This is a genomic window from Streptomyces sp. BRA346, assembly GCF_052851135.1.
The window spans coordinates 15,575-40,705 of record NZ_JAIWIH010000022.1 but is presented as its reverse complement, the minus strand read 5'-3'; the positions used below and the strand labels follow the sequence as shown (position 1 = coordinate 40,705).

The following is a 25,131-nucleotide window of genomic DNA, read 5'->3' as shown; positions in this document are numbered from 1 at the left end:
GAACGAGCCGACCAATGAGCCGACCAATGAGCCGACGGATGAGCCGATGAACGAGCCGCAGCACGGGTCGACGAGCAGGCCCCCGGCCCCCGCCGCCCCGGCCACCGCCCTGCGCGCCCCCGCGCCCGGCTGGGCCACCGAGGCCGACGTCGTGGTCGTCGGCTCGGGCGTCGCGGGCCTGACCGTGGCGCTGCGCTGCGCCGCCGCCGGGGCGAAGGTCACCGTCGTCACCAAGGCCCGCCTCGACGACGGATCCACGCGCTGGGCCCAGGGCGGCATAGCCGCCGCCCTCGGCAAGGGCGACACCCCCGGGCAGCATCTCGACGACACGCTCGTCGCGGGTGCCGGGCTGTGCGACGAGCAGGCCGTGCGGATGCTGGTCACCGAGGGCCCCGACGCCGTGCGCAGGCTCATCGGCACCGGCGCCCGCTTCGACGCCGACGACGACACCGGCGAGATCCTGCTGACCCGCGAGGGCGGCCACCACCGCCGCCGCATCGCCCACGCGGGCGGCGACGCGACCGGCGCGGAGATCTCCCGCGCCCTGGTCGGCGCGGTGCGCGCGGCCGGGATCGACACCGTCGAGAACGCGCTGGTGCTCGACCTCCTCAAGGACGCCTCCGGCCGTGCCGCGGGCGTCACCCTGCACGTCATGGGCGAGGGCGCGCGGGACGGCGTGGGCGCGGTGCACGCGGGCGCCGTCGTCCTCGCGACGGGCGGCATGGGCCAGGTCTTCTCCGCGACCACCAACCCCGCCGTCTCCACGGGCGACGGCGTCGCCCTCGCGCTGCGCGCCGGGGCGGAGGTGAGCGACCTGGAGTTCGTCCAGTTCCACCCCACGGTGCTGTGGCTCGGCCCGGACGCCGAGGGGCAGCAGCCGCTGGTGTCCGAGGCGGTGCGCGGCGAGGGCGCCCATCTCGTGGACGCGGACGGGGTGCGCTTCATGGTGGGGCAGCACGAGCTGGCCGAGCTGGCGCCCCGGGACATCGTCGCCAAGGGCATCATGGGGCGGATGCGGGAGCAGGGCACGGAGCACATGTACCTGGACGCCCGCCACTTCGGCGCCCGGATGTGGGAGCACCGCTTCCCGACGATCCTGGCCGCCTGCCGGGCCCACGGCATCGACCCCGTCACCCAGCCGATCCCGGTGGCCCCCGCCGCGCACTACGCCAGCGGCGGGGTGTGGACGGACCTGCGGGGGCGTACGACGGTGCCGGGGCTGTACGCGTGCGGGGAGACGGCCTGCACGGGCGTGCACGGCGCGAACCGGCTGGCGTCCAACTCGCTGCTGGAGGGCCTGGTCTTCGCCGAGCGCATCGCGGCGGACATCGCCGAGCGGCCCTCCATACCGGGTCCCCTACCGAGTCCCACGCCGGAGCCCACACCGGAGACCGCACCGCAGGGCGCGGGCGCGGCCACCGGCGCGTCGGCCCGGGGCGGGGGAGGGGCCCTGCTCGCCCCCGAGGCCCGGTACGCCGTCCAGCGCATCATGACCACCGGCGCCGGTGTCCTCCGCTCCGCGACAAGCCTCGCCCACGCCGCCCGGCAGCTGGACCGCGTCCGGGAGGACGCCGTGGAGACGCTGCACCGCGACGGCAAGACGGCCGAGCCCGGCGTCGAGACCTGGGAGGCGACGAACCTCCTCCTCGTCGCCCGGGTCCTGGTGGCCGCCGCGCTCCGGCGCGAGGAGACCCGCGGCTGCCACTGGCGGGAGGACCGCCCCGACCGGGACGACGCGGCGTGGCAGCGGCACCTCCTGGTCACGCTCGGCCCCGACGGCTCGCTCGACGTCCGTACGACGGACTCCGCGGCGTTCCCCTCACCCACCACCCGACCCGAGACGGAGTCCCACCCGTGAGCAGCACCTCCGACGACCGCCAGCAGAGTCCGCCCCAGTCCGCGGCCCTTCCGCTGCTCCAGATCGGCGTCCCGGGCGGCGGCGAGGGCGGTGGCTGCGGCAGCGCCTGCGCCTGCGGCAGCGGCGCCGACGACGGCGCGTACGGGCTCGACCCGATGGAGTGCGGCCTCGACCCCGACCTGGCCGAGCTGCTGGCCGGGGCCGGGCTCGACCCCGTCCAGGTCGAGGACATCGCGCACATGGCGATCGAGGAGGACCTCGACCAGGGCGTGGACGTGACGACGGTCGCCACCGTCCCCGAGGACGCCTTCGCCACCGGCGACTTCACCGCCCGTGAGGCGGGCACCGTGGCCGGGCTGCGGATCGCCGAGGCGATCCTGTCCGTCGTCTGCACGGACGAGTTCGAGGTCGAGCGGCACGTGGAGGACGGCGACCGGGTCGAGCCCGGCCAGAAGCTGCTGAGCGTCCGCACCCGCACCCGCGACCTGCTCACCGGCGAGCGCAGCGCGCTCAACCTGCTGTGCCGCCTCTCCGGCATCGCGACCGCGACCCGCGCCTGGGCCGACGCCCTGGAGGGCACGAAGACGAAGGTCCGCGACACCCGCAAGACGACGCCGGGGCTGCGCGCCCTGGAGAAGTACGCGGTGCGCTGCGGCGGCGGCGTCAACCACCGCATGTCGCTGTCGGACGCGGCGCTCGTCAAGGACAACCACGTGGTCGCGGCGGGCGGCGTGGCGCAGGCGTTCAGCGCCGTACGGGCCGAGTTCCCGGACCTGCCGATCGAGGTCGAGGTCGACACCCTGGACCAGATCCCGCCGATCCTGGAGGCGGGCGCGGATCTGATCCTGCTGGACAACTTCACCCCGGAGCGCACCCGCGAGGCGGTCGACCTGGTCGCGGGCCGGGCCGCGCTGGAGTCCTCGGGCCGTCTGACGCTGGCCAACGCCCGTACGTACGCGGAGACGGGCGTCGACTACCTGGCGGTCGGCGCGCTCACCCACTCGTCCCCGATCCTGGACATCGGCCTGGACCTGCGCGAGACGGGGTGAACTGGCGATGCTGCTGACCATCGGCCCGCCCGTCGCCCCGCCCACCACCCCAGAACTCGCCCTCTGCCGTGAGCCGGGTCCGAAGCGGGGTGGCCCATGCGCCCCGCCCACCACCCCAGAACTCGCCCTCTGCCGTGAGCCCGACCGGAAGCGGGGTCGCCCATGTTGCTGACCATCGACGTGGGGAATACCCACACCGTCCTCGGCCTCTTCGACGGCGACGAGATCGTCGAGCACTGGCGGATCTCCACCGACGCCCGCCGCACCGCCGACGAACTGGCCGTCCTGCTCCAGGGCCTGATGGGGATGCATCCGCTGCTCGGGGAGGAGTTGGGCGACGGCATCGAGGGCATCTCGATCTGCTCCACCGTCCCCTCCGTCCTGCACGAGCTGCGCGAGGTCACCCGCCGCTACTACGGCGATGTGCCGTCCGTCCTGGTCGAGCCGGGCGTGAAGACCGGCGTGCCGATCCTGATGGACAACCCCAAGGAGGTCGGCGCCGACCGGATCATCAACGCCCTGGCGGCCGTCGAGCTGTACGAGGGCCCGTGCGTGGTCGTCGACTTCGGCACCGCGACCACCTTCGACGCGGTCAGCTCGCGCGGCGAGTACGTGGGCGGGGTGATCGCGCCCGGCATCGAGATCTCGGTCGAGGCGCTGGGCGTGCGCGGCGCGCAGCTGCGCAAGATCGAGCTGGCCCGCCCGCGCAGCGTGATCGGCAAGAACACCGTGGAGGCCATGCAGTCCGGCATCCTGTACGGCTTCGCGGGCCAGGTCGACGGGATCGTCCGGCGCATGGCGCGTGAACTGGCCCAGGACCCCGAGGACGTGACGGTGATCGCCACCGGCGGTCTGGCCCCGATGGTGCTGGGCGAGGCCTCGGTGATCGACGAGCACGAGCCCTGGCTCACCCTGATCGGCCTGCGGCTGGTCTACGAGCGCAACGTCCAGCGCGGCTGAACTGAGCTGGACGGAGCTGAACTGAGCTGGACAGCGCTGATCCGGCTGATCGGCGCTGATCGGGCCGTTCGGCTCCCGATCGCGCCGAAAACAACGGTTCACCTGCGAACTCGGCGGTATTGGCGGCATTACGAAACGAATTCCGCGCGCTCTCATCGCGCTGTTCATTCGGCGGGGCGCCGGTGAGGGCACTCCAGCGCGTGCCGAGGCACAGTCGAGGAATGCCGTCCCGTCGAATTCGGGATCGACAAGCGGAACCCGCCCGGCCGCTGCCCGCCCCTGCCCGGAGACACCCGGTCCGAACTCCGGACGGGCGCCGGACGGGCACCGCACGTGCTCCGGGCGGACTCGGGCGGACTTCCGGTGCGGAGGCGGCCCGTGCCCCGGCTCCCACCGCCGAATGGCCGCCCCCGCAACGCGCCGCACCGCCCGCCGCTCAGCGAAATTTGTCCGCTTAGCACTTAAAGTCCTCCCATGCCCACGCCCTATGGATCCCGCGGCGGAATGGCGTTCAGTGCGGATGAGCTGCGTGTGCTCCGACGCGCCCTCGCCATCGCCCTCCAACCCGAACCCGTCACTCCCCCCGGCCCGCTCGGCCCGGACCGGGCGGAAGAGGTCCAGGACTGTTTCCGGCTCGCCGAGGCCGTGGACGAGGCGGTCCGCGAGGGCGGGCGGCTGCGAGCGTTCCTGCTCGACGAGCTGGCCCGCTACCGCGCCGCTCTCCCCGGCGCCGCCGTCGGCTATCTGGAGCAGCTCGAGGGCGCCCTGGCGGCCGGTTACGAGCCGCTCCCGGAGGACCTGGCCGCGCTGCGCGCGCTGTGCCGGGCCACCGTGTCGGACGGCGAGGCCGCGCGCCGCCGCACGCTGCTGAGCCACTGTGAGCGCCTGGCCGAGCGCGGCGTACGCGCCCGGCTCGCGACGCGCGCCGTGGCCGCCGGGCCGCCGCGCCCCCGCCCCGTGGAGGCCCGCCTGCGCGCCCTGCCGGGCGGCGTCGGAACCGGAAGAGGGGCGGCCGGGCCGGAAGGGGGCGCAGGCGGGCCGGTGCTGAAGGACGAGGAGCCGAAGCGGGAGCCGCGCAAGAAGCCCACCCCCGCGCCCGACCGCGGTGACCGCGAGGAGCCGAAGCGGCGTGAGCCGGGGCGTGGCACCCCGCGCCCGCACCGGCCGGTGCCGACGCCCGCCGAGGTCTTCCCGCCCAAGCGCCGCCGCCCCTCCCCGCCGCCGGAGGACGAGTCCCGGCTCGGCCCCGGCGCGGGGGCCGACGCGGGCGCCGCGTAATCTGGGGACATCGAGCAAAAGGAGGCCGATTGCCATGGATTACGTCTCCGCGCTGGTACCGCCCCTGGTGATGGCCGTGGCCTTCACCTTTCTGATCGTGACGATGATCAAGAGCCAGGGTGGCGCCAACAAGGCGAAGGAAGACCACCTCGTGGACGCGGCGCTCGCCCGCGCCGAGGCGGACCGCACGGCGGCGGCCGGCAACGCGCCGGGCCGCGACGCGTCCTGACGCTCCCCCGCACCAACCACCACGCCCCGGGATGTCTCCGCATCCCGGGGCGTGCGGCCTTTCGCGGCGTACATCTCCCGACATTCGGCACATCTCCCACTATTATTCACATGTGCCTCGGCCATTGGGAGAGCTGGAAGACGCGGTCATGACGCGGGTGTGGAAGTGGAACCGCCCGGTCACGGTCCGAGAAGTCCTGGAAGACCTTCAGCGAGAACGCTCGATCGCCTACACGACGGTCATGACCGTAATGGACAACCTCCATCACAAGGGCTGGCTCCGCAGGGAGGTGCAAGGCCGCGCCTATCGATATGCCGCGGTCTCCACCCGGGCCGCCTACTCGGCCGCACTGATGAACGAAGCGTGGTCAACCAGTGACAACCCGGCGGCCGCCCTCGTCGCGTTCTTCGGGATGATGTCCGAAGAGCAGCGAGATGCACTGCGGGATGCCATGCGCGTCGCACAACTCGGTGAGCCGGGAGAGAGCCCCGGTGAGTCGGGGCGATGAGCCGGGGCGATAGCGTCCGGGCATGTCCTCTGCACTATCAAAAGTAGTCACCGTCCGCCGCGCCCGGACCAGCGATGTACGAGCCGTGCGCCGGCTCATCGACTCCTACGTGAGCGATCGCATCCTGCTCGACAAAGCCACGGTGACCCTTTACGAGGACATCCAGGAGTTCTGGGTCGCGGAGCGGGACGAGGACGCCGAGCTCATTGGCTGCGGCGCACTCCACGTCATGTGGGAAGACCTCGCGGAGGTTCGTACTCTCGCGGTGGATCCCGCTCACAAGGGGAGTGGTGTAGGCCACCTGGTGCTCGACAAGCTGTTGCAGACGGCGCGCTGGCTCGGCGTCCGGCGCATTTTCTGCCTCACCTTCGAAGTCGACTTCTTCACCAAGCACGGCTTCGTGGAGATCGGCGAGACGCCGGTCGACGGGGATGTCTACAGCGAGCTGCTGCGTTCCTATGACGAGGGCGTCGCCGAGTTCCTCGGTCTCGAACGGGTGAAGCCGAACACCCTTGGCAACAGCCGGATGCTTCTGCAACTGTGATCGCGGTCCCTATGTCCGAATCGCGCCCCTATCACATAGCTCCGGAACAGTGGGTTCCATCAGCCTTCCCGCATGGTCGATCGGTCGAACCTTCCCGGAGGGTTTGTGTTTTTCCGGGAAAAGCGGTTTCCTATTCTCCCGTAGTGTAATTACCTGGGGGGTGTGACATCAGCGGCTAACGCCGCGCCCCGACCCCCCGTTTTCCCTGAAAGGAACCCCATGGCACAGAAGGTTCAGGTCCTTCTTGTCGACGACCTCGACGGCGGCGAGGCGGACGAGACCGTGACGTTCGCGCTGGACGGCAAGAGCTACGAGATCGACCTCAACACCGCCAACGCGGACAAGCTCCGGGACGCCCTGGAGCCGTTCACCAAGGGCGGCCGTCGCACCGGCGGCCGGGCTTCCGGTGGCCGTGGAAAGGCGCGTGCGGCGTCGGGCGGCAGCCAGGACACCGCGAAGATTCGCGCCTGGGCCAAGGAGAACGGCTACGAGGTCAATGACCGCGGCCGTGTTCCGGCGACCGTTCGTGAGGCGTACGAGAAGGCCAACGGCTGAGCGCGTCACCCTTCCCCGGCTCGCCGCTGCCTGGGCAGTGGTCGGGCGCGCAGCAACCGGGCTCGGTGGCACTCCGTGGCCGCCGCACCCACGAGCCGCACGAGGTCGGGGGCGCCCCCATCGCCCCCGAAGCCTGTCACCGGCAGCGTCGGCTCCACCCCGCCCCCCGGCTCGGGAGGCCGCAGCCATACGGCGGCCTCCTGCGGGCACCGTTCAGCGGACGTCCCGGACCCGGGCTCCCCGGGCGGAGGCCATGCGGCGGAGGGGCACGGAGCGGTGATCCGGCCGCCGGCGCCGAGTGCGGTCAGATCCAGCGGAACCCCGCCCCACTCCAGCCAGTCGAGCAGCCCCGGCAGCTCGTCGGCGCTGCCCGCGGCCACCAGCAGCCGCATCCAGGGGCCCTCCACCGCGACCGGACCGGTCCGCGGTACGCGCCGCAGCAGCGCGAAACCGGCGACGGCCGGCAGCTCCAGTACGTCGAATGCCACCCCCGTGAGCAGCTCGACGGGACCGCTGCCGGTCGTCGGCCAGTTCAGCCCCCGTTCGTACCACCGCGCGCACCCCGGTGCGCCCTGTGCGGATGAGCACGCGCCCTGCGCGGATGAGCACGCTCCGGGGGCCGGGCGGTCCTGTGAGCGGCCGGACGGCGCCGTGGCGGTGGGGATCATGCCCAGAGAAACTGTCTCCCTCTCCGAAGGTTACGTCCCGTGGGCGGACAACCGCATGGCGTGATCGGATGGGGGCGTGCAGGGGTGGTGAACTGGCGCAAGGTTGTTCGCCCGTAGCGGAGGGAACCGGCCCGACCGGCATGGAGTGTCCGTGCTTGCGGGTAAGACATCCCTAGTGGGAGGGGCGGTCCGCGTGTCGGGAGAAAGGGGCGTTCGCCATCGGCGTACTGACGGTGGGCGTATATGCCTGGCCTGCGGGAACATCGTCTCGCACCATCGGGTTGGAGCAGTTGTCGGCTGTTCGGGCAGGAGGCCATCTGCTGTGCGCCCTGTGAGAGTGGGGCCGATCCGGACGGTTGTCGGCAGTTGGAATGAGCTGTCCCGGGTTGCGGGACTAGCATGCGGAAGGACAGGGAGGGGATCGTCCCCGATCTTTCTGACCGCTCTGAGGAGCGATTAACGATGTTCGAGAGGTTCACCGACCGCGCGCGGCGGGTTGTCGTCCTGGCTCAGGAAGAAGCCCGGATGCTCAACCACAACTACATCGGCACCGAACACATTCTCCTGGGCCTGATCCACGAGGGTGAGGGTGTCGCCGCTAAGGCCCTGGAGAGCCTCGGGATTTCGCTCGAGGCGGTCCGCCAGCAGGTGGAGGAGATCATCGGTCAGGGCCAGCAGGCCCCGTCCGGGCACATCCCCTTCACCCCCCGTGCCAAGAAGGTCCTGGAGCTGTCGCTCCGCGAGGCCCTTCAGCTCGGCCACAACTACATCGGCACGGAGCACATCCTGCTCGGCCTCATCCGCGAGGGCGAGGGCGTCGCCGCCCAGGTCCTCGTGAAGCTGGGCGCCGATCTGAACCGGGTGCGGCAGCAGGTCATCCAGCTGCTCTCCGGCTACCAGGGCAAGGAGGCCGCCACCGCCGGCGGTCCGGCGGAGGGCACTCCCTCCACCTCGCTCGTCCTGGACCAGTTCGGCCGCAACCTCACGCAGGCCGCCCGCGAATCCAAGCTCGACCCGGTCATCGGGCGCGAGAAGGAGATCGAGCGGGTCATGCAGGTGCTTTCGCGCCGCACCAAGAACAACCCGGTCCTCATCGGCGAGCCCGGCGTCGGTAAGACGGCGGTCGTCGAGGGACTGGCCCAAGCCATCGTCAAGGGCGAGGTGCCCGAGACCCTCAAGGACAAGCACCTCTACACCCTGGACCTGGGTGCCCTGGTCGCCGGCTCCCGCTACCGCGGTGATTTCGAGGAGCGCCTGAAGAAGGTCCTCAAGGAGATCCGCACCCGCGGCGACATCATCCTGTTCATCGACGAGCTCCACACCCTGGTGGGTGCGGGTGCCGCCGAGGGCGCGATCGATGCCGCGAGCATCCTCAAGCCGATGCTGGCGCGGGGCGAGCTTCAGACCATCGGTGCGACGACGCTCGACGAGTACCGGAAGTACCTGGAGAAGGACGCGGCCCTGGAGCGCCGCTTCCAGCCCATCCAGGTCGCCGAGCCGTCGCTGCCGCACACCATCGAGATCCTTAAGGGTCTGCGGGACCGCTACGAGGCGCACCACCGCGTCTCGATCACGGACTCGGCCCTGGTCGCGGCCGCCACCCTGGCCGACCGCTACATCTCGGACCGCTTCCTGCCGGACAAGGCGATCGACCTGATCGACGAGGCCGGTTCCCGGATGCGGATCCGCCGGATGACCGCGCCGCCGGACCTGCGCGAGTTCGACGAGAAGATCGCCGACGTGCGCCGGGAGAAGGAGTCCGCGATCGACTCGCAGGACTTCGAGATGGCCGCGGGCCTGCGCGACAAGGAGAAGCAGCTCCTGGCCGCGAAGGCGAAGCGGGAGAAGGAGTGGAAGGCCGGCGACATGGACGTCGTCGCCGAGGTCGACGAGGAGCTGATCGCCGAGGTCCTGGCCACGGCCACCGGTATCCCGGTCTTCAAGCTGACCGAGGAGGAGTCCTCCCGGCTGCTGCGCATGGAGGACGAGCTGCACAAGCGCGTCATCGGCCAGAAGGACGCCATCAAGGCGCTCTCGCAGGCCATCCGGCGTACGCGTGCGGGCCTCAAGGACCCCAAGCGCCCCGGCGGCTCCTTCATCTTCGCGGGCCCGTCCGGTGTCGGTAAGACCGAGCTCAGCAAGACTCTCGCCGAGTTCCTCTTCGGCGACGAGGACGCGATGATCTCGCTCGACATGTCGGAGTTCAGCGAGAAGCACACCGTCTCGCGGCTCTTCGGCTCCCCGCCCGGATACGTGGGCTACGAGGAGGGCGGCCAGCTCACCGAGAAGGTGCGCCGCAAGCCGTTCTCCGTGGTCCTCTTCGACGAGGTCGAGAAGGCCCACCCGGACATCTTCAACTCGCTGCTCCAGATCCTGGAGGACGGTCGGCTGACCGACTCCCAGGGCCGGGTCGTGGACTTCAAGAACACGGTGATCATCATGACCACCAACCTCGGCACCCGGGACATCTCCAAGGGCTTCAACCTGGGCTTCGCCGCCCAGGGCGATGTGAAGACCGGCTACGAGCGGATGAAGGCCAAGGTCAACGAGGAGCTGAAGCAGCACTTCCGCCCCGAGTTCCTGAACCGTGTCGACGACACCGTCGTCTTCCACCAGCTCACCGAGGAAGACATCATCCAGATCGTCGACCTCATGATCACCAAGGTGGACGAGCGGCTCAAGGACCGCGACATGGGCATCGAGCTCAGCGGTGACGCCAAGAAGCTGCTCGCCAAGCGGGGCTACGACCCCGTGCTGGGTGCCCGGCCGCTGCGCCGGACCATTCAGCGGGAAATCGAGGACGTGCTGTCGGAGAAGATTCTCTTCGGCGAGCTGCGTCCGGGCCACATCGTGGTCGTGGACACCGAGGGCGAGGGTGAGGAGAAGAAGTTCACCTTCCGCGGCGAGGAGAAGTCGGCGCTGCCGGACACCCCGCCGATCGAGTCCGCCGCCGGCGGAGGCCCGAACCTGAGCAAGGACGCATAAGCGTCACCTTGTGAGCGGCTGAGGGGCCGCTGGACCGTTTCGCACGGTCCGGCGGCCCCTTTCGTCGTCCTGGCCGCCCGCGGCCCTCTGCGGGCCTTCTCGGGCCGCTACGGGCCCGTGGCGATATCCGCGGCGTGGCGGTCGGACCGCCGACCGGTGGGCCGGTGGCGGAAATGCCGCGCATTCCGTCTTGAAAGAACCGGTGCACGAAATGCGGAGGGCGGCCGGTGCCGGGCTGAGGAAAGGGCCGCGGCATTTCCCAGGGCGTTTGAGGGCGCCCAGGGCGTTTGAGGGCGACGGCCCGCCGGGAGAGGGGGGGAGAACGGGCGGCCCGTCGCAGGGTCGACCCTATGACCCGCCGCTGAGGGGTCGCTTATGGCGGGCTGAGTTCGGCGGGCGGGGCGCGAAAAGGGGAGGCGGCGGCGCGAACGGCCCGGGTAGCGTACGCCCATGGACTCGTTTCTTCAGATCTACGGCTGACACGCCGCCCTCTCCAGCGCACCGGTGAGATCGCCGCTGCGCCGGCTCGTCGTGTCCCATTCGCCGTAGACCTGAATCGAGTGATCTCTCATGTCCCGTCGCCGTGCCCATATCGCGATGGTCGGCATTCCCGCCATCAGCCATACGCTCCCCAGCCTCGAGATCATCCGGGAGCTGGTGACGCGCGGCCACCGCGTGACGTACGCCAATGACGCGTATCTGGCGGACGTCATCAAGCCGACCGGTGCCGCATTCGTGCCGTACGGCTCGACGCTGCCCGTCGCCGACAACGACTGGCCCGAGGACCCCATCGCCGCGATGACCGTCTTCCTGGACGACGCGATCCAGGCGCTGCCGCAGCTGCGTGCCGCGTACGACAACGACCCGGCCGACCTCTACCTGTACGACATCGGCGGGTACGCCGGGCGGGCGCTCGCCGAGGCGCAGGGGCGCCCGGCGGTGCAGCTCTCCCCGTCCTTCGTCGGCTGGGAGGGCTACGAAGAAGAGGTCGCGGCGCACCTCATGGCGTTGCCCGGGGCCGACGCGTACCAGGCGAAGTTCGCCGCGTGGCTGGCCGATTGCGGGGCGACGACCACCGACGTGAACGCCTTCAGCGGGCCGCCCGGGCGGGCGATCGCGCTCATCCCCCGGGCCATGCAGCCGAACGCGGACCGGGTGGACGAGGAGGTGGTGACGTTCGTCGGGCCGTGCCTCGGCGACCGCTCCGACCAGGGCCGGTGGGAACGCCCCGCCGGTGCCGAGAAGGTGCTGCTGGTCTCCCTGGGCTCGGCGTACACCCGGCAGCCCGGCTTCTACCGGGAGTGCCTGGCCGCCTTCGGCGATCTGCCCGGGTGGCATGTCGTGCTCCAGATCGGCCGTTACGTCGACCCGGAGGAGCTGGGGCACGTCCCGGCAGGCGTCGAGGTCCACCCGTGGGTGCCGCAGCTGGCGATCCTGGAGCAGGCCGACGCGTTCGTCACCCACGCGGGGATGGGCAGCAGCGGCGAGGGCCTGTACTGCGGGCTGCCGATGATCGCCGTACCGCAGGGGGCCGAGCAGCCGGTGAACGCCGACCGGCTCGTCGAACTGGGCGTGGCCCGCCGCGTCGACACGGCGGACGCGACCGCCGAGGTGCTGCGCGCCGCGCTGCTCGACCTCACCACGGATGAGGGCGTGGCCCGGCGGGCGGCCGAGCTGCGCGACCAGGTGCGGGCCGAGGGCGGCACGGTGCGGGCCGCGGACCTGATCGAGGAGATGCTGGGCTGAGACACGCCTGCGGCCCGGTCCGTAAGCCGGGCCGGGCCGCAGGCGCGGTCACGTCACGCGGTCACTTCACGATCGTGATGCGGTCCGCCTTCGGCGGGGCCAGGGGCGTGGACGCCGAGGAGTGCGCGCCCAGGTAGGCGTTGAGCGCCTCCAGGTCGGAGGCGCCGACGAGCTTGTTCTTGCCGTCCTTGAAGGCGGGGAAGCCGTCGCCGCCGCCCGCGAGGAATTCGTTCATCGCGACGCGGTAGGTCTTGGCGGGGTCGATGGGCTCACCGTTCAGCTTCACCGTGTCGGTGACGATCCGGTCCTTGCCGGACTTGGTCAGATCGAGGGTGTAGGTCAGGCCCTTCGACACCTGGAGGATCTTGGGGGATGCCTCGTTGGAGCCGCTGACCTGCTGCTGGAGCGCGGTGATGAGCTGGGCCCCGGTCAGGTCGATGACGTTCATCATGTTGGTGAAGGGCTGCACGGTGAACGCCTCGCCGTACGTCACGACCCCGTCGCCCTCGCTGCCGGACGCCTTGTAGGCGAGGTCGGAGCGGATGCCGCCGGGGTTCATGAGGGCGATCTGCGCGCCGCCCTTGTCGTCCGGGGCGAGCGCTTCGAGCTGGGCGTCGGTGATGACGTCGCCCAGCGGGGATTCGTACGTCCCGGCGCCTCGGCCGTTGATGTCGGCGGAGACATAGCCGACGGGCTTGCCCGCGACGGGGGCGGCGAGCTTGTTCCAGCGGCCGATGAGCGAGGTCATGTCGGCGGCCTTGGGCCGGTCGCGGTCGACGACGTGGTTCGCCGCGTGGGCGCCCTTCACCGTGGTGCGCACGATGTCGTTCGTGCGGCGGTCGTAGGTGAGGGTGGTGTCGGTGTAGAGGCGGCCGAAGGAGGCGGCGGAGGTGACGGTGCGCGGGGTGCCGGAGGGGTCCGCGATCGTGCACGCGTAGGCCTGGTGGGTGTGGCCGGTGACCAGGGCGTCGACCGTCGGGGTGACGTTCTCGGCGATGTCCACTATGGGGCCGGAGATGCCCTTGCCCGCGCCGCCGTTGTCGCAGTCGGCGTTGTACGCGGCGGAGGCGGGCAGCCCGCCCTCGTGGATGAGGGCGACGATCGACTTCACGCCCTTGCGCTGGAGCTCCTTGGCGTACTTGTTGATCGTCTCGACCTCGTCGTGGAACGTCAGGCCCTTGACGCCCTCCGCGGTGACGACGTCGGGGGTGCCCTCCAGGGTGACGCCGATGAAGCCGACCTTCACGCCCTTGTGGCGCCAGACGGTGTACGGCTTGAGGATCGGCTTGCCGGTCTTGTCGTCGGTGACGTTGGCGGCCAGGTAGGGGAAGTCGGCGCCCTTGAAGGTCTTGCCCTTCTCGTAGCAGCCCTCCTTGGGGTGGCAGCCGCCCTTCTGCATGCGCGTCAGTTCGGCGCGGCCCTCGTCGAACTCGTGGTTGCCGACGGAGGTGACGTCGAGGTCGAGCTTGTTGAGGGCTTCGATGGTCGGCTCGTCGTGGAAGAGGCCGGACATCAGCGGGCTCGCGCCGATCATGTCGCCGCCGGCGGCGGTGACGGAGTACTCGTGGCCCTTGCGGGCCTGGCGGAGCGCGGTGGCGAGGTATTCGGCGCCACCGGCCGGGATGGCCTTCGTGGTGCCGTCCGGCTGGGTTTCGGTGACGGTGCCTGAGGAGCCCTGCGGGGGCTCCAGGTTTCCGTGGAGGTCGTTGAAGGACAGCAGCTGTACGTCGACGGTGCGGCCGGGCCGGTGCCGCTGGGCGTCGGCCCCCTTGGCGTCGGCCCCCGCCGGGTTCGCGGCGGACAGCACCCCGGCGGCGGTGGCCAGCACCGCGACTCCGGTGGCCAACCGGCGTGCCGCTCCGCGCCGTTGAGGTCTCGCTGACATGTCGTCCCCTTGTGTGCCCCGTGGTGAGTGGTGGGCGGCAGCTTACGGTCAACGCGCGTAGCGGGGCAGGGGGATGGAGGTTACGAGCTGGTTGCCGGTGGTCAACCGGGTGACCCGGGCCGGGGGCGAGGAGTCCGGCGGCTTGCCGGGGGAGGGGGCGGACGTACGCTCGGTCCCATGGATGACGTGGTGAACGAGACGGCCGGGGCCCGCCGGATCGAGGTGCTGGAGGAGCTGGCGCCCGCAGTGGTGGAGGACGTGCTGCGGCTGATCGCCGAGTCCGCGCGCGCCGACGGGCAGCAGGCGGTGTCCGAGCAGGGGCGGTTGCAGCTGCGCGGGCGCCGGGAGGGGGTGCGCCATCTGGTGCTGCGCGAGCCCAGCGGGGAGCTGGTCGGCTACGCGCAGCTGGAGGACACCGACCCGGTGGAGGCCCCGGCCGCCGAGCTGGTGGTGCGTCCGGCGCACCGCGGCCGCGGGCACGGCCGGGCGCTGGGCGTGACGCTGCTGAAGGAGTCCGGGAAGCGGCTGCGGGTGTGGGCGCACGGCGGGCACGCCTCGGCGCGGCACCTGGCGCAGGTGCTGGGGCTGACCCTGTTCCGCGAGCTGCGGCAGATGCGGCGTCCGCTGGGCCCGCCGGACGAGCTGGGCATCCCGGAGCCCACGCTTCCGGAGGGCGTCACCGTACGGACCTTCCGGCCCGGTGAGGACGACGCGGCGTGGCTCGCCGCGAACGCCGCCGCCTTCGCCCACCACCCCGAGCAGGGCGCGCTCACCCAGCGCGACCTGGACGACCGCAAGGGCGAGGGGTGGTTCGATCCCGCCGGGTTCTTCCTGGCCGAGCGCGCGGGCGAGATCGTCGGCTTCCACTGGACGAAGGTGCACGCCGAGGAGCGGCTGGGCGAGGTGTACGTGGTGGGGGTGCGGCCGGACGCGCAGGGCGGCGGTCTCGGCCGGGCGCTGACCGCGATCGGGCTGCGGCACCTGGCGGCGCAGGGGCTGCCGACCGCGATGCTGTACGTCGACGCGGACAATGTCGCCGCCGTGTCCGTCTACGACCGGCTCGGGTTCGTCACGCACGAGACGGATCTCATGTATCGAACCGAGACCTGAGGGCAAGGAGTACGGGCGAGGGGCGGCCGACCGGGACAGACGGGGTCTTCCGGGCGGAACCGGAGGCTCCGGGAGGGGTGGTCGGGACTCCTGCGGGACGGGTCCCGATTTCCCAAACGCCATGTCTCCGTTACCGACGGTTCAATCTCGGTTGCAAGCATCACTGAATGCAGCCCGCTGTGCCCCATCCCTCGAACCGGAGGCTCCGTGCCGCTACCGCGCCGCCTTCCGCCACGCCGCGTGTCGCCGCGGCGCGGAACAATGAGGTCATGAACGAGTCCAGCGGTCAGGCACCGGTCCACGTCCCGCAGCCCCAGCCCCAGCCGTCGGTCGGGTCCATCGCGGCGCACCGTCCGCACGCGGTCGCCGCCCCGCCCGTGCGGGCGCTGGATCCCGATCTCGACGCCGATCCGGACACCTACGAGGAAGAGGGCGGCGGGGCGGACCCGGACGGCACCGAGCTGCCCCACAACCGGTTCCTGGACCGTGAGCGCAGCTGGCTGGCGTTCAACGAGCGGGTGCTGGAGCTGGCCGAGGACCCGGCGACCCCGCTGCTGGAGCGGGCGAACTTCCTCGCGATCTTCGCCAGCAACCTGGACGAGTTCTTCATGGTGCGGGTCGCCGGTCTGAAGCGGCGCATCGCGACCGGCGTGGCCACCCGCTCCGCGTCCGGGCTCCAGCCCCGGGAGGTGCTGGAGCAGATCTGGACCCGGTCCCGCGAGATCATGGCCCGGCACGCCGCCTGCTACCAGCAGGACGTGGCCCCGGCGCTCGCCGAGGAGGGCATCCACCTGATCCGCTGGGCGGACCTCACGGAGAAGGAGCAGTCCCGCCTCTTCACCCTCTTCCGCCAGCAGATCTTCCCGGTGCTGACCCCGCTCGCGGTGGACCCGGCCCATCCGTTCCCCTACATCTCGGGGCTGTCGCTGAACCTCGCCGTGGTGGTCCGCAACCCGGTCAGCGGCCACGACCACTTCGCCCGGGTGAAGGTGCCGCCGCTGCTCTCCCGCTTCCTGGAGGCCTCCCCGCACCGGTACGTGCCGCTGGAGGACGTGATCGCGGCGCATCTGGAGGAGCTGTTCCCCGGCATGGAGGTGCTCGCGCACCACATGTTCCGGGTGACCCGCAACGAGGACCTGGAGGTCGAGGAGGACGACGCGGAGAACCTGCTCCAGGCCTTGGAGAAGGAGCTGCTGCGGCGCCGCTTCGGGCCCCCGGTGCGGCTGGAGGTCGAGGAGTCGATCGACCCGTACGTCCTCGATCTGCTCGTCCGCGAGCTGAAGGTCTCCGACGCCGAGGTGTACCCGCTGCCCGGCCCGCTCGACCTCACCGCGCTGTTCGACATAGCCGCCTCGGACCGGCCCGAGCTGAAGTACCCGAAGTTCGTCGCGGGCACCCACCGCGACCTGGCCGAGGTGGAGTCCGCCTCCGCGCCCGACATCTTCGCCGCGCTGCGCGAGCGCGATGTGCTGCTGCACCACCCGTACGACTCGTTCTCGACCTCCGTCCAGGCGTTCCTCGAGCAGGCCGCCGCGGACCCGGACGTCCTCGCGATCAAGCAGACGCTCTACCGGACGTCGGGCAAGTCGCCGATCGTCGACGCGCTCATCGACGCCGCAGAGTCCGGCAAGCAGGTGCTGGTGCTGGTCGAGATCAAGGCCCGGTTCGACGAGCAGGCCAACATCAAGTGGGCGCGCAAGCTGGAGGAGGCCGGCTGCCACGTGGTCTACGGCCTGGTCGGGCTGAAGACCCACTGCAAGCTGTCCCTGGTGGTCCGCCAGGAGGGCGACACCCTGCGCCGCTACGCGCACGTCGGCACCGGCAACTACCACCCCAAGACGGCCCGGCTCTACGAGGACCTGGGGCTGCTCACCGCCGACCCCAAGGTCGGCGCGGACCTCTCCGACCTGTTCAACCGGCTCAGCGGCTACTCGCGGCGGGAGAACTACCGGCGGCTGCTCGTCGCCCCCAAGTCGCTGCGCGACGGGCTCGTCACCCGCATCAACAAGGAGATCACCCACCATCGCGCCGGGCGGCCCGCCTTCGTGCGGATCAAGGTCAACTCGATGGTGGACGAGGTCGTCATCGACGCCCTCTACCGGGCGTCGCAGGCCGGGGTGCCGGTCGACGTCTGGGTGCGCGGCATCTGCGCCCTGCGGCCGGGCGTCGAGGGGCTGTCGGAGAACATCCGGGTCCGCTCCGTCCTGGGCCGGTTCCTGGAACACTCGCGCGTCTTCGCGTTCGGGAACGGCGGCGAGCCGGAGGTGTGGCTCGGCAGCGCCGACATGATGCACCGCAATCTGGACCGCCGCATCGAGGCGCTGGTACGGGTCACCGACGCGGGCCACCGCGCCTCGCTCAACCGACTGCTGGAGACCGGCATGTCCGACTCCACCTCCTCCTGGCACCTGGGCCCGGACGGCGGCTGGACCCGGCATGCGACGGACGCGGACGGACAGCCGCTGCGGAACGTACAGGAGATGCTCATAGACGCCCGGAGGCGACGGCGTGGTTCAACGACATGACCTGCCGCTGGTCGGGATGACCGGGACCGGGGCCGGACCCGGCACCCCGCCCCGCACCGCCGCCGCAGCCGTGGGTCCCGGGGGGTACGACATGACGAAGCATGCGGCGGAGCCGCCCGTGGCGACGGCGTCCGGGCACCAGCCTGCTCGTCCCGCCACCGCGGGCGAGGTGCTGGCGGAGTATCTGCACACCCAGGCGGGGGACTTCCTGCGCAGCCTGCGGCTGCACGGCGAGAGCGGCGCCGACGTCGAGGAGGCGGCCGAGGCTGCCCGCCTGCTGCGCCGCGCCGCGCGCCGGATCAGCGGTGCGCTCTCCGTCTACCGCCCGATCACCGACACCGCCTGGTCCGACCAGCTGCGCGCCGAGCTGGCCTGGCTGTCGGGCACGCTGGCGCTGGAGCACGCGTACGCCGGGCGGCTCGCCCGGCTGCGCGACGCCCTGCACCGGCTCTCGGGCGCGGGGGGACTGCCGGACCGGACGCCGTCGGGGGACGCGGCGGCCGGGGAACCGGCGGCCACCGGCGTGGATCCGGAGGCTGTGGGGGCCTCCGGGTCCACCACCATCGCGGCCCGCACCGCGCGCGGCGGGGTCACGGCGGGGATCGACGGCGCCGCGGGCGCCGCCCCCCGCTCCTCCCGCACCGCCCGCCGCAGCGTCTCCCTGGCCACCGGAACCCCGGACCCCGCCCCCCGCGCCCCCCGCGGCGGCGGCCCGGGCCCGGGCCCGGAGGAGACGGCGGAAGCGCCCGACCGCACGGCGCCGCCCCGCCGCCCGTACGAGCACGACGAGGAGTGGAACACCGACACCCGGCCGGACGGCCCGCCCGCCCCGGCCGGTACGCACGCGGCCGGTACGCACGGGCCCGGCGCCGGTGCGCAGGGTGGCGGCACGGCCGGGGGCGCGGACGGCGAGCGAGAGGCCGAGGACGCGGCCGGGCGTGCGGCGGGGGCCGCCGACGGTACGGACGTGTCGGGCCGGACCGGCCGGGACGCGGGTGCGGTTGGCGCGGGTGTGGCTGGTGCCGAGGACGCCGCGCCGGGCCGCCAGGCCGCGCGGGCGGGGCGTGGGGCGGGGCGTACCGGGGCCGACGGGGGACGGGCGCGGGGCGCGGAACCGGCCCGGGCGCGGACGCGGGGCGGCGGCGGTGCGGAGGAGCGGCGTTCGGCGGCGCACCAGCGGGCCGGGGATCCGGAGGAGGCCCGGGGCGGGGCGCTGACCGTGGGGGCCGCGCGCGCCGGGGCGTTGCTGGAGCGTCAGCTCACCCTGGCCCGGACCCGTGCGCACACCGCCGCGCTCCAGGCGCTCGGCTCGTCCCGCTTCCACGCGGTCGCCGACACCGTCGCGCTGCTCGCCTCCGAGGTGCCGCTCGACGAGGCGGCCGCCGGGCGGCCCGCCGAGCAGGTGCTGCCGCCGCTGGCCGAGCTGGCGAACCGGCGGCTGATCGAGGCGGTGGAGGCGCTTCCGCTGGGCCGTGCGGGGCATCCGTACAACGCGGAGGCGCTGGTCCACGGGCTCGCAGCGACGCCCGCCGCCGACTCGCCGCCCGCCAGCGACCGGCAGGACGCGCCCTGGCACCAGGTGCGGCGGCTGGTGCGGATGCGGCGTTACGCACTGGAGGTGCTGGACCTGATGGCGGCGCGGCCCGCGGCGACGGACGCGGAGCCGTCGCAGGCCACCCGGCTGGAGGCGGCCGGGCAGGCGCTGGAGCGGCACCGCGACGCGGCCGAGGCGGCCGCCGCCGCGGCGGCCGCGGCCCGTACGCCGCGGATCGCCCCGGCGACGGCGTACGCGCTCGGCGTGCTGCACGCGGACCAGCGGCACGAGGTGGAGGCGGCCCGGTTCGCGTTCGGCCGGATGTGGCGGCGGGTCGTGGGCCAGGCTTCCTGACGACAGAACGCCAGGGGAGGCGGGACGGCAGGATGAGCGATCAGGGTGATGCCCGGGATCGGGACGACGTGACGACCGTGCTGGCGGCGGGCTGTGTGCTCTGGCGGCACCCCCCGCGGCACACCGCGCGGGGCGGCGGGCTGGAGATCGCGCTCGTCCACCGGCCGCGGTACGACGACTGGTCGCACCCCAAGGGCAAGCTGAAGCGCGGCGAGGACGCGCTGCACTGCGCGGTGCGCGAGGTGGTGGAGGAGACCGGGATCGGCTGCACGCCCGGCGTGGAGCTGCCCACGCTGCACTACGCCGCCAGGGGCCGCCCGAAGGAGGTCCGCTACTGGGCCGCCGAGGCGGTCCCCGACGAGCCGTTCGTGCCGAACCGGGAGGTCGACCGGCTGCTCTGGCTGCCCCCGGCCGCGGCCCGCAGCCGCCTCACCTACGACCACGACCGCACCCTCGTGGACGCGCTGCTCACCGCGCTGGACGCGTCCTGAGCGGCCCGTGCCAGCGGTGTCAGCGCCGCCGCAGGGCCTTGTCGGCGAGGGCCGGGGGCACGTAGTAGCTGTCGGCCCGGTTGAGGTCGGTGCCCGGCGGCACGATCTCGTCGATCCGGTCCAGGACGTCCGCGCTCAGCTCCACCTCGGACCCGGCGAGCAGGTCCTCCAGCTGCTCCATCGTCCGCGGCCCGATGATCACCGAGGTGATGGCGGGGTGGGCCCGTACGAACGCGATGGCCAGGTGCGGCAGCGACAGCCCGGCGTCGGAGGCCAGCTTGCTCAGCTCACCGACGGCCTCGAGCTTGCGGGCGTTCTCCGGCCGCGACGGGTCGAACTTGAACTGCTCCAGCGCCGCCCGGCCGCCGCCCGCCAGGTCGATGTCGGACGCCTTCGTGTAGCGGCCCGAGAGCCAGCCCGCCGAGAGCGGGCCCCAGCTCAGCACGCCCATCCCGTACTTCTGCGCGGTCGGCAGCACGGCCGCCTCCACGCTCCGCGCCAGGATCGAGTACGGCGGCTGCTCGGTGCGGAACCGGACGTGACCGCGCCGCTCCGACACCCACTGGGCCTCCACGATCTGCTCCGCCGGGAAGGTGGACGACCCGACGGCCAGCACCTTGCCCGCCCGGACCAGGTCGGACAGGACGGACAGCGTCTCGTCGACGTCGGTCGTCGGGTCGGGGCGGTGGATCTGGTACAGGTCGATGTAGTCCGTGCCGAGGCGGCGCAGGCTGTTCTCGATCTCGCGGGTGATCCAGCGGCGTGAGTTGCCGCTGTGGTTGTCGTCGTCGCCCATGGAGCCATGGGCCTTGGTCGCCAGGACGACGTCCTCTCGGCGGCCCTTGAGGGCCTTGCCGACGATCTCCTCCGATTCGCCCGCGGAATAGATGTCGGCCGTGTCGAGGAAGTTGATGCCCGCGTCGAGGGCGCGGTGGATGATCCGTACCGAGTCGTCGTGGTCCCGGTTGGCCACGGCGCCGAACATCATCGCGCCCAGGGCGTATTCGCTGACCGAGATGCCGGTGCCGCCGAGGATCCTGCGCTTCATGGGTATGCCTCCCGCTGGGTGCTCCGGTGGGTTCGGGATTCGGGGTTCGGAGCAACTGGACACAGCCTCCGCCGCCGACGAGTACCGGACCAGGCCCGATCCAACCTGGGTCTGCCGGAACCACCCGGATAATGGACCGATGGGCCATTCCGAACCGGAGATCAAGGCGTTCCTCAAGGCGCGCCGCGCCGCGCTCGACCCCGCCGACGTGGGGCTGCCGGAGGGCGTCGTCCGGCGCCGGGTGCGGGGCCTGCGCCGCGAGGAGGTCGCGCAGCGCGCAGGGATCAGCGTCGACTACTACACCCGCATCGAGCAGGGCCGCGCCCCCGCCGTCTCGGACTCCGTCGTGGACGGCCTGGCGCGGGCGCTGCGGCTGACCCCGTCCGAGCACACGTATCTGCGCAACATCACCCTGCCGCGGCGGCACGGCCGGGTGGACGCGGGCCCGCGCCCGCGCGTGCGGCCGGAGATCCTGCGGCTGCTGGAGGCGATGGGCGACGGCATGGTTCCGGCCTTCGTCTTCGGCCCGGGCATGGACGTCCTGGCCTGGAACCGGCTCGGCGGCCGCATCGGTGTCGACTTCGCCGCGCTGCCGGAGGACGAGCGCAACGGCGCCCTGCTGATCTTCCTCGACCCCCGGACGCGGGAGCTGCACCCGAACTGGTCCGAGGTCGCCGACGACACGGTGGCCAGTCTGCGCGCGGAGATCGGGCGGACCCCGGGCAACGCACGGCTGTGCCAGGTCATTCATGAGCTGCGGGAGCGGAGTGAGGAGTTCCGTCAGAGCTGGGAGGCGCAGGCGGTGCAGGAGCGGATGCGCGGTACGAAGTGGTACCGGCACCCGGAGGTGGGGGACCTGGTGGTGACGTTCGAGGCGCTGGTGCTGCCCGCGGACCCGGGGCAGGTGCTGTGCACGTACACGGTGGAGAAGGGGTCCGCGTCGGAGAAGGCGCTGCGGGCCCTGGCGGCGGGTCTGGACGCGGAGGCGGGTCTGGAGGCGGGGGCGGGTCTGGAGGCGGAGTCGGGTCTGGAGGCGGGGGCGCGCGTCTGAACTCCGCGCCCCGGGCCTGATCCCCGCGCCCCCGCCGTCACACCGCGGCCGCGCCGCCCCGCGCGTCCGCGGCGTCGGGGTCGCCCCCGTTCGCGTACTCCTCGCTGATCTCCTTCGGGCCGAACGGCCACACCTTCTCCGCCCGCGCCCACAGCAGGAACGCCACGCACCCCGCCGCGACCCAGGCCAGCGACCATTCGATGGGGTGCCGCCCGGGGGAGTTCTTGTCCGCGTAGCCGTAGATGACCAGCCAGCCCACCAGCGCCACCACGCTCGGCACCGGATAGAGCCACATCCGGTACGGCCGCCGCAGCGCCGGCTGGCGGCGGCGCAGCACGGTGACGGCGAGGACCTGGGCCAGCGCCTGCACGATCACCATGACCGTCGTCAGCAGCTGGATGAGCGTGGCGAGGTCGGTGTGGCGGCCGATGAGGAATCCGGCCGCGGTCACCACGCCCATCGTCGCCAGCCCCAGCACCGGGAAGCGGTGCCGCGGGTGGAGCGTGCCGTACGGGCGGAAGAAGACGCGCTCGCGGGCCGCGTCGTACGGCACCCGCGATCCGCCCAGCAGCCCGGCGAAGATGGACGCGAAGGCGGTGATGAGGATGAGGACGGTGACGACGTCCGCCGCGCCCTTCCCCCAGGTCTCCTCCAGCACCGCGGAGGCGACGGACCGGGACGCCACCGAGTTCGGGTCGAGCATCCGGTGCCAGTCGACGACGCCGAGCGTGCCGATCTGGAGCAGCAGGTAGATGCCCATGATGCCGAGGATGGAGGCGACGATCGCGCGCGGCAGGGTGCGGCCGGGGTCCTTGATCTCGGCGCCCATGTACGCGGCCGTGTTGTAGCCGAGGTAGTCGTAGATGCCGATGGTCAGCCCGGCCGCGAAGCCGGTCCAGAAGGCGCCGCTGCCCAGGTCGAAGGCGCCCGCGGGGTACGTGAACGCCTGCCCCGGGTCGAAGTGGCTGAACGCGGCGGCGATCACCAGCACCACCGAGGCGATCATCACGCACCACATCACGGCCGTGATCCGCGCGATGTGCTCGACCCCGCACCACAGCAGCCCGACGACGAGCGCGACCACGCCGAGCCCGACCAGATCCCCCTGCGTCTGGCTCATGCCGTGCCACAGATAGCCCAGGTACTGCACGAGGCCGACCACGCCCGTGGACATGATCAGCGGGATGAACAGCATCGCCGTCCAGACGAAGAGGAACGGCATGAGCTTGCCGCTGCGGTACTGGAACGCCTGGCGCAGATAGACGTAACTGCCCCCGGCCCCCGGCAGCGAGGCGCCCAGCTCCGCCCAGATCAGCCCGTCGGCGAGGGCGAGCACCGCGCCCGCGATGAAGCCGATGACGGCCTGCGGCCCGCCGAAGGCGGCGACCATGAGCGGGATGGTGACGAACGGCCCGATGCCGCACATCTGGCTCATGTTGATGGCGGTGGCCTGGAAGAGGCCGATGCGGCGGACGAAGCCGCCCTCGGTGCTGGACATGTCCACCTCCGTAGGATGGATTAAGTTAAGGAGCCTTACTTGATGCCGTCAAGGGTTGGACGGGGAGGCGTCGCGATGACCGATGTGGCCGGTGACGACGCCCGCCGCTGGAACCGGCAGCGGCTGCGCAGCAACAACGAACGCCTCCTCCTCGCCCGGCTCCGCGCCGAAGGACCCGCCTCCCGCGCCCAGCTCGCCCGCGACACCGGCCTGTCCAAGCCGACCGTCTCCACCGCGCTCGCCGCCCTGGAGGAGGCGGGGCTCGTCCGCGAGGCGGGGCGGCAGGCGCCGCCGGACCGGGGGCGGGTCGCGGTGCTGTACGAACCGGATCCCACCGCGGGTTACGTCCTCGGCCTGGACATCGGCCGTTCCTGGCTGCGGGTGGCCGCCGCCGACCTGGACGGGACCGTCGTCGCCCGGTCCGACGTCCGCAACCGCGGCCGCAGCGCCGCCGCCATGGCCGACCTCACCGTCGCCGCCGCCCGCCGGGTCGTCGCGGACGCCGGGGTCGACCCGGCGCTGGTAGCGCACACGGTCGTCGGCGCGCCCGGCGTGTACGACCCGGAGCGGCGCCGGGTGCGGTACGCGGTGAACCTCCCCGGCTGGGGGCGGGCGGGACTGCTGGACCGGATGCGCGAGGAACTGGGCACGCCGCTGTCCGTCCACAACGACGCCAACCTGGCCGCGCTCGGCGAGTACACCTTCGGCGCGGGACGGGGCAGCAGGCTCTTCGTCTTCGTCATGGTCGGCACGGGCCTCGGCATGGGCGTCGTCGCCGACGGCCGCCTCTTCACGGGCGCGCACGGCGCGGCGGGGGAGATCGGCTTCCTGCCGACGCTGCCCAGCGGGGGGCGGGACCTGGAGGACGCGGTGGCGGGCGGCGCGGTCGTCCGGGCCGCGCGCGAACGGGGCATGGCCCGTCCCGGCTCCGCCAAGGACGTCTTCGACGCGGCCCGGGACGGCGTCGAACCGGCGGTGGCGGCCGTACGGCAGGAGGCGGAGCGGCTGGCCCATGTGATCGCCGCCGTCGCCGCCGTACTCGACCCGGACCTGGTGGTCCTGGGCGGCGGCCTCGGTGGCGGGGCGGACCTGCTGCTGCGCCCGGTGACCACGACCCTCCACCGGATCGGCCCCCTGCGCCCGAGGGTCCGCGCCAGCACCCTCGGCGAGGACGCGGTCCTGATGGGCGCGGTGGCGACGGCGACGGAAGAGGCGCGCGAGCGCGTCTTCACCCGCTCCCGCGAAGCCCCCTGAC

General features: G+C 72.3%; 20 protein-coding genes and 1 pseudogene. 17 read left to right on the top strand and 4 right to left on the bottom strand.

All coding sequences use genetic code 11. The features are described from left to right. Positions 1-46 precede the first annotated feature (46 nt). The 8 genes from LCH29_RS24815 to LCH29_RS24780 all read left to right on the top strand — a co-directional run bounded on the left by LCH29_RS24815 (position 47) and on the right by LCH29_RS24780 (position 6,981). Positions 47-1,858, top strand: a complete 1,812-nt coding sequence (locus LCH29_RS24815) for an L-aspartate oxidase (protein ID WP_446464094.1) — start codon at positions 47-49, stop codon at positions 1,856-1,858. Further along, entirely contained in the window at positions 1,855-2,907 is a 1,053-nt protein-coding gene (gene nadC, locus LCH29_RS24810) for a carboxylating nicotinate-nucleotide diphosphorylase (RefSeq protein WP_446463941.1), read from the top strand. The genes LCH29_RS24815 and nadC overlap by 4 nt, the downstream gene beginning before the upstream one ends. 162 nt (positions 2,908-3,069) lie before the next feature. Beyond that, positions 3,070-3,867 carry a type III pantothenate kinase gene (locus tag LCH29_RS24805; protein ID WP_009716893.1) on the top strand — a complete coding sequence of 266 codons (798 nt, stop codon included), beginning with the start codon at positions 3,070-3,072 and terminating at the stop codon, positions 3,865-3,867. Positions 3,868-4,341: 474 nt separating this feature from the next. Continuing rightward, a complete protein-coding gene (locus tag LCH29_RS24800; protein WP_446463940.1) occupies positions 4,342-5,145 on the top strand; it encodes a hypothetical protein in 804 nt (267 codons plus the stop codon). 34 nt (positions 5,146-5,179) lie between these two features. After that, positions 5,180-5,374, top strand: a complete 195-nt coding sequence (locus LCH29_RS24795; protein ID WP_446463939.1) for a hypothetical protein — start codon at positions 5,180-5,182, stop codon at positions 5,372-5,374. Between the two features lie 112 nt (positions 5,375-5,486). Then, a complete protein-coding gene (locus tag LCH29_RS24790) occupies positions 5,487-5,882 on the top strand; it encodes a BlaI/MecI/CopY family transcriptional regulator (RefSeq protein ID WP_009716896.1) in 396 nt (131 codons plus the stop codon). A 22-nt stretch (positions 5,883-5,904) separates the two neighbouring features. Further along, complete coding sequence (locus tag LCH29_RS24785; protein ID WP_123107277.1) at positions 5,905-6,426, top strand: amino-acid N-acetyltransferase; 522 nt, start codon at positions 5,905-5,907, stop codon at positions 6,424-6,426. Positions 6,427-6,645: 219 nt separating this feature from the next. After that, positions 6,646-6,981: a histone-like nucleoid-structuring protein Lsr2 gene (locus LCH29_RS24780; protein ID WP_123107278.1), complete on the top strand. Its 336-nt coding sequence runs from the start codon at positions 6,646-6,648 to the stop codon at positions 6,979-6,981. 5 nt (positions 6,982-6,986) lie between these two features. Here LCH29_RS24780 and LCH29_RS24775 read toward each other — a convergent pair whose 3' ends face one another. Continuing rightward, complete coding sequence (locus tag LCH29_RS24775; protein WP_446463938.1) at positions 6,987-7,649, bottom strand: SCO3374 family protein; 663 nt, start codon at positions 7,647-7,649, stop codon at positions 6,987-6,989. A 462-nt stretch (positions 7,650-8,111) separates the two neighbouring features. Here LCH29_RS24775 and LCH29_RS24770 point away from each other — a divergent pair, with 462 nt between their 5' ends. Both LCH29_RS24770 and LCH29_RS24765 read left to right on the top strand, forming a co-directional pair. Beyond that, positions 8,112-10,634, top strand: coding sequence for an ATP-dependent Clp protease ATP-binding subunit (locus LCH29_RS24770; RefSeq protein ID WP_123107280.1), 2,523 nt, complete (start codon positions 8,112-8,114; stop codon positions 10,632-10,634). Between the two features lie 570 nt (positions 10,635-11,204). Beyond that, the gene (locus LCH29_RS24765; RefSeq protein WP_446463937.1) at positions 11,205-12,380 is read left to right on the top strand and encodes a macrolide family glycosyltransferase; all 1,176 of its coding nucleotides are present in this window, start codon (positions 11,205-11,207) and stop codon (positions 12,378-12,380) included. Positions 12,381-12,441: 61 nt separating this feature from the next. On the opposite strand, the gene LCH29_RS24760 is transcribed toward LCH29_RS24765, so the two are convergent. After that, positions 12,442-14,265, bottom strand: coding sequence for a bifunctional metallophosphatase/5'-nucleotidase (locus tag LCH29_RS24760; protein WP_446463936.1), 1,824 nt, complete (start codon positions 14,263-14,265; stop codon positions 12,442-12,444). Positions 14,266-14,442: 177 nt separating this feature from the next. Between LCH29_RS24760 and mshD the strand changes: the two genes are divergently transcribed. From mshD to LCH29_RS24735, 5 genes and pseudogenes are all read left to right on the top strand, one after another. Continuing rightward, the gene (gene mshD, locus LCH29_RS24755) at positions 14,443-15,375 is read left to right on the top strand and encodes a mycothiol synthase (protein ID WP_446463935.1); all 933 of its coding nucleotides are present in this window, start codon (positions 14,443-14,445) and stop codon (positions 15,373-15,375) included. Between the two features lie 269 nt (positions 15,376-15,644). Then, positions 15,645-17,900, top strand: coding sequence for an RNA degradosome polyphosphate kinase (locus LCH29_RS24750; RefSeq protein ID WP_446463934.1), 2,256 nt, complete (start codon positions 15,645-15,647; stop codon positions 17,898-17,900). A gap of 16 nt (positions 17,901-17,916) precedes the next feature. After that, positions 17,917-18,342: pseudogene (locus LCH29_RS24745) on the top strand (CHAD domain-containing protein); the annotation flags it as partial. Between the two features lie 219 nt (positions 18,343-18,561). Beyond that, positions 18,562-19,788 carry a CHAD domain-containing protein gene (locus LCH29_RS24740; RefSeq protein ID WP_446464093.1) on the top strand — a complete coding sequence of 409 codons (1,227 nt, stop codon included), beginning with the start codon at positions 18,562-18,564 and terminating at the stop codon, positions 19,786-19,788. Positions 19,789-19,820: 32 nt separating this feature from the next. After that, a complete protein-coding gene (locus tag LCH29_RS24735) occupies positions 19,821-20,279 on the top strand; it encodes an NUDIX hydrolase (protein WP_446463933.1) in 459 nt (152 codons plus the stop codon). A gap of 19 nt (positions 20,280-20,298) precedes the next feature. Here LCH29_RS24735 and LCH29_RS24730 read toward each other — a convergent pair whose 3' ends face one another. Continuing rightward, positions 20,299-21,327, bottom strand: coding sequence for an aldo/keto reductase (locus LCH29_RS24730; protein ID WP_446463932.1), 1,029 nt, complete (start codon positions 21,325-21,327; stop codon positions 20,299-20,301). A 139-nt stretch (positions 21,328-21,466) separates the two neighbouring features. Between LCH29_RS24730 and LCH29_RS24725 the strand changes: the two genes are divergently transcribed. Continuing rightward, positions 21,467-22,378: a helix-turn-helix transcriptional regulator gene (locus LCH29_RS24725; RefSeq protein WP_446463931.1), complete on the top strand. Its 912-nt coding sequence runs from the start codon at positions 21,467-21,469 to the stop codon at positions 22,376-22,378. Between the two features lie 37 nt (positions 22,379-22,415). On the opposite strand, the gene LCH29_RS24720 is transcribed toward LCH29_RS24725, so the two are convergent. Continuing rightward, on the bottom strand, positions 22,416-23,876 hold the full coding sequence (locus LCH29_RS24720) for an APC family permease (protein ID WP_446463930.1): 1,461 nt from the start codon (positions 23,874-23,876) through the stop codon (positions 22,416-22,418). A gap of 75 nt (positions 23,877-23,951) precedes the next feature. Between LCH29_RS24720 and LCH29_RS24715 the strand changes: the two genes are divergently transcribed. Continuing rightward, a complete protein-coding gene (locus tag LCH29_RS24715; protein WP_446463929.1) occupies positions 23,952-25,130 on the top strand; it encodes an ROK family protein in 1,179 nt (392 codons plus the stop codon). Position 25,131 lies beyond the last annotated feature (1 nt).